Origin of the sequence: Macrococcus equi, assembly GCF_047426745.1 — a bacterium.
Classification (GTDB): domain Bacteria; phylum Bacillota; class Bacilli; order Staphylococcales; family Staphylococcaceae; genus Macrococcoides; species Macrococcoides equi.
The window spans coordinates 732,220-743,677 of the sequence record NZ_CP179732.1; the positions used below are offsets into that span (position 1 = coordinate 732,220).

General features: G+C 34.1%; 12 protein-coding genes. 4 read left to right on the top strand and 8 right to left on the bottom strand.

From position 1 onward, the window contains the following. Window positions 1–62: 62 nt before the first annotated feature. The gene (locus ACMGE6_RS03865; RefSeq protein WP_414054504.1) at window positions 63–1,205 is read right to left on the bottom strand and encodes an MFS transporter; all 1,143 of its coding nucleotides are present in this window, start codon (window positions 1,203–1,205) and stop codon (window positions 63–65) included. A 113-nt stretch (window positions 1,206–1,318) separates the two neighbouring features. Beyond that, a complete protein-coding gene (locus tag ACMGE6_RS03870; protein ID WP_414054505.1) occupies window positions 1,319–2,026 on the bottom strand; it encodes a DNA alkylation repair protein in 708 nt (235 codons plus the stop codon). Between the two features lie 73 nt (window positions 2,027–2,099). On the opposite strand from ACMGE6_RS03870, the gene ACMGE6_RS03875 reads away from it, so the two are divergent. After that, on the top strand, window positions 2,100–2,822 hold the full coding sequence (locus tag ACMGE6_RS03875; protein WP_414054506.1) for an alpha/beta hydrolase: 723 nt from the start codon (window positions 2,100–2,102) through the stop codon (window positions 2,820–2,822). A 118-nt stretch (window positions 2,823–2,940) separates the two neighbouring features. Here the strand turns inward: ACMGE6_RS03875 and ACMGE6_RS03880 are convergent, their stop codons facing one another. The 4 genes from ACMGE6_RS03880 to ACMGE6_RS03895 form a co-directional block, all read right to left on the bottom strand. Then, window positions 2,941–4,296, bottom strand: a complete 1,356-nt coding sequence (locus ACMGE6_RS03880) for an IS1182 family transposase (protein ID WP_414054829.1) — start codon at window positions 4,294–4,296, stop codon at window positions 2,941–2,943. Beyond that, complete coding sequence (locus tag ACMGE6_RS03885; RefSeq protein WP_414054507.1) at window positions 4,283–5,293, bottom strand: ABC transporter permease subunit; 1,011 nt, start codon at window positions 5,291–5,293, stop codon at window positions 4,283–4,285. Before ACMGE6_RS03885 ends, ACMGE6_RS03880 begins: the two co-directional genes overlap by 14 nt. After that, entirely contained in the window at window positions 5,290–5,910 is a 621-nt protein-coding gene (locus ACMGE6_RS03890) for an ABC transporter permease subunit (RefSeq protein WP_414045246.1), read from the bottom strand. The genes ACMGE6_RS03885 and ACMGE6_RS03890 overlap by 4 nt, the downstream gene beginning before the upstream one ends. Before the next feature lie 302 nt (window positions 5,911–6,212). After that, a complete protein-coding gene (locus ACMGE6_RS03895; protein WP_414054508.1) occupies window positions 6,213–7,787 on the bottom strand; it encodes an alanine/glycine:cation symporter family protein in 1,575 nt (524 codons plus the stop codon). A 219-nt stretch (window positions 7,788–8,006) separates the two neighbouring features. On the opposite strand from ACMGE6_RS03895, the gene ACMGE6_RS03900 reads away from it, so the two are divergent. Both ACMGE6_RS03900 and ACMGE6_RS03905 read left to right on the top strand, forming a co-directional pair. Beyond that, window positions 8,007–8,900, top strand: a complete 894-nt coding sequence (locus ACMGE6_RS03900) for a TIGR01777 family oxidoreductase (RefSeq protein ID WP_414054509.1) — start codon at window positions 8,007–8,009, stop codon at window positions 8,898–8,900. Further along, on the top strand, window positions 8,890–9,264 hold the full coding sequence (locus tag ACMGE6_RS03905) for a DUF1722 domain-containing protein (protein ID WP_414045249.1): 375 nt from the start codon (window positions 8,890–8,892) through the stop codon (window positions 9,262–9,264). The genes ACMGE6_RS03900 and ACMGE6_RS03905 overlap by 11 nt, the downstream gene beginning before the upstream one ends. A gap of 7 nt (window positions 9,265–9,271) precedes the next feature. Here ACMGE6_RS03905 and ACMGE6_RS03910 read toward each other — a convergent pair whose 3' ends face one another. Beyond that, window positions 9,272–9,451, bottom strand: a complete 180-nt coding sequence (locus ACMGE6_RS03910; RefSeq protein WP_414045250.1) for a hypothetical protein — start codon at window positions 9,449–9,451, stop codon at window positions 9,272–9,274. Window positions 9,452–9,590: 139 nt separating this feature from the next. Here ACMGE6_RS03910 and ACMGE6_RS03915 point away from each other — a divergent pair, with 139 nt between their 5' ends. Beyond that, window positions 9,591–10,070: a pyridoxamine 5'-phosphate oxidase family protein gene (locus ACMGE6_RS03915; RefSeq protein ID WP_414054510.1), complete on the top strand. Its 480-nt coding sequence runs from the start codon at window positions 9,591–9,593 to the stop codon at window positions 10,068–10,070. 50 nt (window positions 10,071–10,120) lie between these two features. Here the strand turns inward: ACMGE6_RS03915 and ACMGE6_RS03920 are convergent, their stop codons facing one another. Then, window positions 10,121–11,449, bottom strand: a complete 1,329-nt coding sequence (locus ACMGE6_RS03920; RefSeq protein WP_414054511.1) for an MBL fold metallo-hydrolase — start codon at window positions 11,447–11,449, stop codon at window positions 10,121–10,123. Between the last annotated feature and the right edge of the window lie 9 nt (window positions 11,450–11,458).

Below are 11,458 nucleotides of genomic sequence, written 5' to 3' on the forward strand. Positions count from 1 at the left end.
CCCAAAGTATATTTTATTAATTTGTCAGAATATTGTCAATCTTCAAATAAAAGAACTGTTGCCTATTTCACAACAGTTCTAAATGAATATATAATTGAAATTAAAGCACCAATGATAAACACACTACCCACACACATTAAAACTTCATACGGTAAATGTTGTGCAATGATAAACCCACCGATAGCAGCACCTAATGCCATTCCAAATTGAGTAGACGATGTACTAAACGTTTGATTGAATCCTGCATGATGATCAGAAATTTGAATTAAACGCATTTGTGTCGGAGCATTCATCGACCATCCGATAAGCCCAAATAATATGATATTAATGCTTAACGTCCACAAGTTATATTGGGAAACCGTAAACATTAGCATAACAAAAATATAAATGCTCAGCAAAACAATCAACGACTGCTTCACTCCGTGCCTCTCTACAAGAATACTACCTAAACCACTACCGATAATCCCACTTACACCAAACAGTAAATATAAGAAACTTATTGTGCCAGCATTCATTCCAAGTGTATTGAGATAAGGCGTTAAATACATATAAAATGTACTTTGCCCAACAAAGAATAAGAATGATTGCATATGTGTAAATAATATTCTGTGCTCCTTCAATGCACCCCACTGACTAAAGAACGAAACAGATGTCTTTCCAGGGAGGTTCGGAAAATAAAATATAACAAAAATTAATATAATAACTGATAACACAGCTGCAAACAGAAAAATCATTTGCCAGCTAAAATGCTCTGTAATTAAAATACCGAGTGGTATACCAAGTACGAGCGAGCTACTAATACTCATCATAATGATACTAATCGCTTTCGTCTGGAAGCTTTTCGCTACGACTTCAACACACATCGATAACCCTAATCCTATTAACATCGATACACATACTGCAAGAATAATCCTTGAAGCAAGAAGCATGATGAAATTCACACTCAAGGCGCTCATTAAGTTCCCTAAAATAAACAATACAATAAAACCAATTAATAATGACTTTCTATTCATATTAGCAGTAGCTGACATAATAAGTGGGCCCGCTATAGCAAAACATAATGCAAATATTGTTATAAGATTACCGGCAACAGGAATTGATACATCATAGTCACGTGCAATATAAGGTAATATACCTGATACGACAAGTTCTGTAAGGCCCGCGATAAAGGTTAGCATCGCAAGTAATAATAAATTTTTATTCATAAATACCTCCAAAAAAATAGCGCCTTCCGAATGGAAGGCGCTGCAAGTTTGCCAACAAAATTAATTGTCACCTATTACATTTTATTATATCGTATTATCATCAATTGTAAACATTAACAACGGACATATTTACGTTTAAAACCAATTCTATCTTTCTCAATTGCCTTTTCTATTGTTTCTAACGGATTGACTTCTCCTGGTGGTTTATTCTCACGATTAAATGGAACTTTGCCAACAGATTTAGCTACGGCTGTTGCCTTGTCATGTAAGTCGACGTAAGAAATAGCAACACACTGAATAAAATTACCAATTCCCACCTTTGTTCTATCCGGTGCTGTATGAATTTCTTGTTCAGCACGGTCTAACATAGTGCTTAATTTATCTGTATCGAAGGTTTCATCTTTCTTATGACCTAATAACCAGCTATAACAATTCCAGCCTGCACTCATTTTGAGATCCTCACCAGAATCAATCCATTTATCTGCTACTTGTTGTGCACTATCCGCTTCAGAAAGTGTTACCGCCACAACATAATCAGATAGCATATAGAAGTATGCCCCATCAATCCAGCGTTCATAATCCGCTTCTGTCATAGCATTTGGATCAGCAATAACCCCTGCGAAATACATTGCATCATAGTTACCAGTCGCATATAGCTTATCTGCAAGCTCCTGATCTTTCTTGATTATTTTACGCATTGGCTTCATTGCACCCGCTGCTACACCGAATAAAGGTTCTTTTGCGCCATTGCCCATATATATTTTCTTCATACGTTCTTTGCCAAGAGATTCAAGTTCTGCCATTACTTCTTCAAATGTCATTTTTCCATCTCCCTTTTACTCGTAGTATAATGAATATTACATTTATTATACTGATTACTACGGAGGTACTCCAATGATAAAAGTAAAAAATCCTGATCCCATATTTTTAGAAGGAAATGAACACGCGATACTTCTTCTTCATACATTTACTGGGACAGTTAGAGACGTTAAACAACTGGGCTACTATCTACACGAGCAAGGATACACGGTGCTTATCTCATCCTATCCAGGGCACGGATTGCCTATCCAGGATTTTGTGAAATATGATATCGATAACTGGTGGCAAACAGTTGAAGATAGCTTTTTAAAATTAAGGGGGCAATATAATAATATCTCTTTAATTGGTGTCTCTTTAGGCGGTCTATTTTCACTTAAGCTCGCAGAAAAATACGATGTTAATCAAATTATCGTGATGAGTGTTCCGATGAAAAAAGATCCTGAAGGTATAAAATACCGTTTGAAACAATTTGCACCGAGAATGCACAAAGTCATTTCTTCTGAGCCTTTTCCTGAATCAAATTATCACCTTATCGATAATTACACAGGTGCCAGTAAGTTTGTTGATTATATTAAAGATATAATGAACAACTTAAGTAAAATCAATAGTTCAACAATCATACTTTATGGAGATCGGGATGATATGAGCTATCATGACAGCGCTCAATTTATTTACAACAGTATTCAGTCCAAAAAATTTATTGATCATTATGCTAATGCCGGCCATTTAATGACAGTAAGTAAGGATAAAGAAAAACTTTATACAGATATATTGCATTTTTTAAGGCAGGATAATTAATATCCTGCTCAGATTGAAGACAAACTCATTTTCATTACATGAGTTTGTCTTTTTTTAAAGGCTATATTCTCATTTATTCGAAGAAATTTCTTCGAAATTTAAATTATTGACTATAATGCTAAGCCAATTGAGTATCTTTGATAACCCAATTGGCTAACTTTTTTAAATTCATGCATGCACAAATAAGCGTGGTTTCCATGGACACTTTTTTCAATCCTCTAAACTTTGTCCATCTCATACCATGCTGTTCTTTAGCGTCACCAAATCTTCTTTCAATAGTTTGAGACCTTAATTTATATCCCATTCTTCCTTCTTCTGTATGTCTTATTTCTTCAACATCTTCTAAGTATTCTTGCCAAATATGTCTTTGAATTTGCTTTTTATATTGTTTATTTTCTGTACATTTATTTAGAAATGGACATTCTTTACATACATTTGGGTTAGAATGATACAATTTAAATCCTTCACGATCAGTACGTGTGTATTTAAGGGGGTGATTTGCAGGACAAATATATTCATTGTAATATTCATCATAAACAAAATCATTTTTTCTGAAACGGTCCTTTGGACCTCTTGGTCTAGTATATGGCATGTAAGGAGTGATTGACTCTTTAAATAAAAAGTAAGCATTAAAAGGTGTTTTATATCCAGCATCTACAGCCAAGGTTTTAGGTTTAATTCCTTTATCTTTCATTCTAGAAATCATAGGTGCCAATTGAGTACTATCATGAATATTAGCTGGTGTTACGTGGTGATCTACAAAAAATCCATTTTTATCAACACAAGCATGTAAACTATAAGCAAACTGTTTCTCACGTTCACCTTTAACATAGTAACCAGCGTCAGGATCTGTGAGACTTTCTTTCTTTTCTTTTTCTTCTGTCTTATGAGTTGGGGTGAACTCCTTTTTTCCTTCAGATTTACGAACCTCGTTTATTTCTTTATCTAATTCATCCTTATAATGAGCGACTGATTTTTTTACTACAACTTTTCTAAATCTATGTTTATTAGCATTTGCTTTTATATGAGTAGAATCAATAAATAAAGCTGAGGTATCAATCAATTTATGTTGCATCGCCAACTGTAGAATGTGTTCAAATATTTCTTCAAAAAGTGTATTATCACTGAACCTTCTAATATAATTCTTACCGAAGGTAGTGAAATGAGGAATCTTATCCTGAAAACTGTATCCAAGATACCAACGATAAGCAACATTTGTTTCGATTTCTTTTATTGTTTGTCTCATTGATTTTATTCCGAATAATTTTTGTATTAATATTATTTTTACTAAAATCACAGGGTCTATACTTGGACGACCATTATCAAGACAATATTTATCTTCGACTAGAGGATAAATAAAATTCAAATCCAATACTTTATCTACTTTTCTTAGTAAATGGTCTTGTGGAACTAAATCTGAAATTGCAACAACCTCTAATTGATTTCTTTTATCTTCTGATTTACTCAACAAAATAATCACCCCAAATCATTGTTAATATTATTGTATAAAAAAAGACTGAAAACTTCATCTCCGAAGGAGACTTTGTCTTCAGTCTGGGCAGGATAATTAATATCCTGCTTTCTGTTTCAAGTGCATCGGCCAACATTTGGATTGCTATTAAAATCAACACGACAAATGTACAAGGTACCATAAATGTCCACCATGAAGAATACAACTCTGTCATATGAAACCCTAATAATGTCGTAAGCTCCGGCATAATAAGTGTAAAATCATTGCCTAAACATGCTTCAAAACCATCGCATGTCTTCGTTCCTCCAAAGAAAATACGGAAAAATGAAATATGGCTGAGTACCATTAATGCTTGATATAACATGCGGACAAAGATAATCAATAATCTATTCTTAATATTGGGGTAAACATGACGTATTAATTTTTGTGTCTTGCTGGCACCAATTACGGTTGCAGCATCCATGTATTCTGTATTCAATATTTGTTTCACCTGATCTCTAACGACTACCATTGTCGTTGGTACCATCACAAGTGCAATCACGACTAACATATACCCTATTCTAAACGGCATATCATAGCTGAACTTACCTTTTATTGCTGTCAGTACCGGAAATAACAACATATATGTAACGATTGCCTGTGGTAAAAAATAATATGCATTCAAAAATCCATCTGTAACAATATCTGCTGTTCCTTTACGAAAAGCGAGATAACTTCCAAGAATAACAGCAATGATAAATGAAATAAGAACAATACCAATGACAAAGATAAACGTGATGCGGTATCCATGCCAGCTCTCCATAAATATTGACGCACCGAAGCGATCAGTACCGAACCAATTGACAACGCCAGGTGGCACTGGATTTTTTATTTCACTTGTCATCACGTTAAATTTATATACTTTTACTTTGTTCTGAAGCATATCAAAGTAAAAGACACTTGTTATAAAAGGTAAGATGAGGATAATCAATGCCAGCCATATCTTAAATAACTTCCTCATAACTTCACCCCAGTTCTAAATTCAACGAGTTTCTGAATGATAAATAACGCGATATATATTGGAACAAACATCAGTACCAATATCGTCATCAACATTATTGGGGCATGATAATAATATAAGAACTGTGTAGCGCCAAAATACCCTAATATGACTTCCATAATTAATAGACTGGATAGTGTCATCCAGACGACCTGCTTAAAATTGATGTAAAATGTTATCCATACATTTGACAAGACATGCTTGCGCAGAATTTCAAAATCATTGAGTCCTTTTGCGCGTGCGAGTACTACATAATCTTTATCCAGTTCCTCAGTAATCACCTGATCCAAAATTTTATATAGCTGGACAAATGGAATTACAGATAGCATGATTGCAGGAAATACAATCGCTTCCTGTTCCCCGTAACTTGCTACTTCCATTATTAATATACCTGTTTGCTGATAAAAAAAGATAATAAAGATAATGACACAAGGAATATAAAAGATATCCGGTAAATAACCTAAAATTTTTACGAATCGCTTCATTATGTAATCAATTAACTTAAATCTTTTAGCTATAACAACACATAATATACTTAAAATAGTACCGAGCATTATACTTAAAAATAAAATAAGCATTGAATTTCGCCATGGTCTAATGATAAAAGATAAAAACGGATGTTCTATGTAACTGCCTGGTTTCTTAAAAGTGACTGTATCGATATGCATTAACTGTTTAATAAATCGGGGGAAAGCCTCAAAAAAATGAGATAAATCAAATTTAAAATTCTGATTAAAAAGTAAAATAAAGGCACTCAACAGAAAAAAATTAAGCAATACTAATATTATTTTAACTCCATTTACAAATATTTTACTCAATAGCGTGTCACTCCTCTCTGAATATTAAGCACAAAAAAGACAGCGATGGCTGTCTTTAATGCTTAATGTGCTTTTTCATCAAAGTGTTCTTTTCTTAAACGTTCCGGATAATCCTCTAACCAGAATGTCGCGTTCGGTAATTCATTTGGATTTGGATGATACACTGCATAGCGTCCTGATCCTTTTTCTTTCTTTTGTCTTTCAAAATCTTTCAATGCACGTAATGCTGGTTTATGAAGGATCCAGATTGCGATAATGTTACACCATGCCATTAGTCCTACACCAAGATCCCCCATTGCCCATGCCACATCTGCTGTTTTAATCGCACCATAGAATGTAGCACCTACTAGAATTACACGCATTACATTAATTAATAATTTATTCATTGAAACACTGCTGTTTTTCATTAAATAAGAAACATTCGTTTCTGCAATATATGCATATGCAAGAATCGTTGTAAATGCAAAGAAGAATAAAGCAATTGCAACAAAGTATGATCCTAATCCAGAATACGTTGGATCAAACTGATAACCACTTCCATGGAATGCTTTATCAATACCTGCTTGAACATACATTGCTGTTCCAGAATAATCTTTCTCTCCATCTGCATTAAGCGCATATATACCGCCATCTTTAATTAAGTTCGGCTTATCACCATTCATCGTACCATCCGTTGTATTGAATGTACCTGATAATAAAATAATTAAAGCTGTTGCTGTACATACAAATAAGGTATCAACATATACAGAGAAGGCCTGTACTAGTCCTTGTTTAGCAGGATGTGATACTTCTGCTGCTGCCGCTGGGTGAGGTCCTGTACCTTGACCCGCTTCATTAGAATAAAGACCACGTTTAACACCGATTTCAATCATTGCACCAAGAATCCCACCAAATGCTGACTCCATATTAAACGCTGACTTGAATATTAATGCAAATAAACCAGGAACCTTATCAATATTTAGAACAATAATCACAACTGCTAATAAAATATATAAGATTGCCATAAAAGGTACAACTGCCGTCGCTACAGATGCTATCCAGCGTACACCACCAAAAATAATTAAAGCTAATATTATAGCGAGGACAACACCGATAATCCATCCATCAATCCCAAAAGCATTCTTCATAGAGCTTGCAATGGCATTAGACTGAATACCTGGTAATAATAATGCTGTAGATACTATTGCTAGCACTGCGAATAATATCGCATAACCTTTCGCAAATCCGCCTTTCATTCCTGCCTCAATATAATATGCAGGGCCCCCACGGTACTCACCGTTAATCTCTTTCTTATAAATCTGAGCTAAAGTAGATTCGATAAAAGCTGAACTCGCACCTAAAAATGCTGTCATCCACATCCAGAATACTGCTCCTGGACCACCGATATAGATCGCTGTTGAAACTCCGACTATGTTACCCGTCCCTACACGTCCAGCAAGCGATAAAGCAATTGCTTGGAAACTAGAAATTCCTGTAGGTGACTTCTCCCCTTGAAACATTAGTCGAATCATTTCCTTAAGATGCCTCACCTGGAAGAACTTCATCATTAAAGAAAATAATATACCTGTCAATAACAATCCATAGACTAATGGTTTACTCCATACAATTTCATTTAGAAAACTCACAATACCTTCCATAACTCCACCCCTTATTAAATGATAGCGTTTACACTTACTTTTTTATTATATAGTCACATATTACATGTTGCAAGGTTATTTATTGATTATTCTGAATATTTAATTAAGTTGTGTTTTCTATATCTCTTTTAAATTGCTATATATAAATGCATTTTAAGTGAATAATCTGCTATTCCACCCTATAATAGAATAAAATTCCAATAATTATGGAGGTATCTTATGAATATTTTGATTACCGGTGGTACAGGAATGGTGGGTACTGCGCTCACAAAAGAAATACTTAATACTTATCAAAATGCCCACATCTTCATTCCAACACGTAGCGATAAGAAAAATACTGCAAATATTTCTTATCTCAATTGGTCTGAAGATAAATGGCATCAAGAAATTCCTCAGCTAGATCTTGTGGTTAACCTTGCAGGCGCTTCTTTAAACGAACGCTGGACCGAAGATCATAAACAGAAGATTATCAAAAGTAGGGTTGAAAGTACCGAGAAGCTACTTGATTTATTTAAAAATCAATACAACAAGCCATTTTTCGTCTCAGCAAGCGCTGTCGGTTACTATCCACCCTCAGAATCATTAACTTATGATGAACAAAATACTTTTAATCCTTTTGATTTCTTGTCTAAAACAGTTTATCTGTGGGAACAAGCTGCAAGTAAAATAACTAACCTTGATGTACCTACCGCAATATGCAGATTCGGGGTTATCTTCTCGAATCAAGGGGGTGCTTTACCTTTAATGGTTAAGCCCTATCAGTTGATAGTCGGAGGTGATATTGGTGACGGGAAACAACCTTACAGCTGGATTCATATTGAAGATTTAGTGAAAAGTATCCTTTTTATTTTTGAAAAAAGACATACAGGTACGTTTAATTTAACTGCACCCTCTCCAGTAACTCAAAGCCACCTCGGTAAATCTATTGCGCAAGTCCTTAACAAGCCACACTGGACTGTTGTTCCTAAAAAGATCATGTCATTATTACTTGGAGAACAAGCCATCATGATTACAAAAGGGCAATACGTATTACCTACACATTTGCTGGAAGAAGGATATACATTTAAATATCCAGAAGTAGATAAAGCTTTGGAAGATCTATATGGTGAATAAAGAAGGAAAAAAAGCTGTTGAAACATTATGGAAACAAGAAAAATATAAAGTAATGTATTATAATCAGAATCAATATAATCATATTCGTCAGCTAATGCGCGAACAGCTTGATGATATCAATCATCTCAAAATGATTATTGAAAAAACATATTCAATGGCACCTACTAAAGGATCTAAGGTAAACAGTTATCAACATATGTGGGGATATTTTAAAAGAATAGCAACGACTGAAGAAAAGGAAAGCTATCAAACATATATCCAAAACTTTGAATACTATGAAGATGCATTACATGATTTACTTAAAAGACTAGCCTTAAAGTATGATGTCACATATTTAAAAAATAGCAGTATCTTATTCGACTAAGATACTGCTATTTTTCATTCAGTTTAAACTGTTCTTTCAATCGCTCAACATCTTTCTTCCAGAAAAAGCGCACATGATGTGCCTGATAAGCAACCTTGATTAAATCATTGGTCATCCATGCGGATAATAATTCAAAAGGGACTCCCATTGCATATATCTCTTCGTCTGTAACAAATTCTTTATTCAATATCCACTCACTCTTTCTATTTCTTTATAAAAATTTTTAATATTATTTAATTACTTTACCCTATATCGGACATACAAAATGCATAGAATTTCCTTTATAGGGTAGATATAAATATATAACTTTTTAGGAGGGAATATCAATGTCTAAACAAGCCTATGAAGAATTATTCAAGCTTATTGAAAAAAATGATATCGCAATGCTAACTACTATCCAAGGTGATAAACTTGTATCACGTCCAATGTCTTATCAGGAAGTTGATGACAATGGTGATATTTGGTTTATTACAACAAGAGATACCGAGAAAGCTCAGGAAATATTAGCAGATGCACGTGTGAATGTATCATTTGCACAAAAAGGGTTTGTCTCAATTTCAGGTAATGCTGAACTTGTGAACGATAATGCTAAGAAGAAAGAATACTGGAATAAAGGTATTGAAATGTTCCTGAACACAAACTATGATGATCCAAATGTTACTTTAATTAAGGTCAATGCAGAGTCTGCTGAATACTGGGCAACGAATAAAAAAGGTACAACAATCGTTGAAGGTATCAAATCATTACTTTCTAAAAATAATGATAAGGAAACAGACACATCTTTAAATGAATCGGTCGAACTATAAAACATATAGAAAAATAAGGCGATATGTTTAAAAACATATCGCCTTATTTTTTATTTTACTGCACTATATCCGCCTTTGATGTTCACTAAGTTGTGATAACCTAATTTACGTAATACTCCTACTGCAATTGCACTTCTTACGCCTGATTGGCAATGTACATAAATTTCTTCTTCTTTATTAAATGGAATCGTTTCTTTTTCCAATTTTCCAAAATGAACATGCTCTGCATTTTCAAAGTGAGAAGCATGCCATTCTTGATTGTTTCGTACATCTAGAATATTAATTGTTGATCGATTAATCTCTTTAAAGTCACTTGGTTCAATTTGTTTAATCGCTTCACCTGACGCATCTTTTTGGTAACCGATCACATTATCAAAACCAATTAATTTCAAATCACTCGCTGCACTTTGTACATCATCAAAAGTTCCGATGAATTGAATTGGCGCTTCATAATCTAGATACCATCCTACAAACCCTAAGAATTTACTATTATAAGGAACATTAATACCATCACTTAATCGCTCTAAAAATACTTCTTTTGCTCTTAAATCAATGATTTTTACACCCTCATATAAATTTTGTAAGGGTGGCACGATTGTTTGTTCAATCAATTCTACACCATCACGATTGATACGTTTCATTTCTTTGAAATAATATGGTGGTTCTGGTTGTTCACTTGTTAACGTCTTGATAAAAGTATCTTCATCATCGATTTGAAATGCCCAACTATTCACACGTTCATAACCTAAAGTTGTTACAGGTACAGCACCTAATGACTTACCACAAGCACTTCCTGCTCCATGCCCTGGCCATACTTGAATATAGTCTGGTAATGTATCCATCTTCTTAAGCGATGCAAACATATCTTTTGCCCCTACTTCTGTTGTATCTTTCATCCCAGCCGCTTCTTCTAATAAATCAGGTCGACCTACATCACCTACAAAGATGAAATCTCCCGTAAAGATACCCATTGGGACATCTTTTTGGTTATCATATAACACGAAACTAATACTTTCAGGTGTATGTCCTGGTGTATGGATTACTTTAAGTTTTACATTACCCACTTGAATAATGTCATCTTCTTTTAGTAATTCGTAATCTCCTTTGATATTATCATATTCCCAGCCTTCTCCACCTAAACCAGATACATATGCTTTCGCATTTAAAGTTTCATTCGCTTCACGTAACCCAGAAGCAAAGTCTGCATGAATATGTGTTTCTGTCACTTTGTTAATTGTTAAACCTTCATGCTCTGCAGCTTTAATGTAAGGTGTCAATTCTCTTAGTGGATCTATAATAATTGCCTCTCCTGTCTTTTGACATCCAACTAAATATGACATTTGCGCTAATTGTTGATTAAAAAATGATTTAAAATACATTTGTTTTCC

Bases quoted from the DNA above. Each gene is read 5' to 3' on its own strand.
- ACMGE6_RS03865 (WP_414054504.1), bottom strand. From the start codon at position 1,205: ATGAATAAAAATTTATTATTACTTGCGATGCTAACCTTTATCGCGGGC.
- ACMGE6_RS03870 (WP_414054505.1), bottom strand. From the start codon at position 2,026: ATGACATTTGAAGAAGTAATGGCAGAACTTGAATCTCTTGGCAAAGAA.
- ACMGE6_RS03875 (WP_414054506.1), top strand. From the start codon at position 2,100: ATGATAAAAGTAAAAAATCCTGATCCCATATTTTTAGAAGGAAATGAA.
- ACMGE6_RS03885 (WP_414054507.1), bottom strand. From the start codon at position 5,293: ATGAGGAAGTTATTTAAGATATGGCTGGCATTGATTATCCTCATCTTA.
- ACMGE6_RS03890 (WP_414045246.1), bottom strand. From the start codon at position 5,910: ATGCTTATTTTATTTTTAAGTATAATGCTCGGTACTATTTTAAGTATA.
- ACMGE6_RS03895 (WP_414054508.1), bottom strand. From the start codon at position 7,787: ATGGAAGGTATTGTGAGTTTTCTAAATGAAATTGTATGGAGTAAACCA.
- ACMGE6_RS03900 (WP_414054509.1), top strand. From the start codon at position 8,007: ATGAATATTTTGATTACCGGTGGTACAGGAATGGTGGGTACTGCGCTC.
- ACMGE6_RS03905 (WP_414045249.1), top strand. From the start codon at position 8,890: ATGGTGAATAAAGAAGGAAAAAAAGCTGTTGAAACATTATGGAAACAA.
- ACMGE6_RS03915 (WP_414054510.1), top strand. From the start codon at position 9,591: ATGTCTAAACAAGCCTATGAAGAATTATTCAAGCTTATTGAAAAAAAT.
- ACMGE6_RS03920 (WP_414054511.1), bottom strand. From the start codon at position 11,449: ATGTATTTTAAATCATTTTTTAATCAACAATTAGCGCAAATGTCATAT.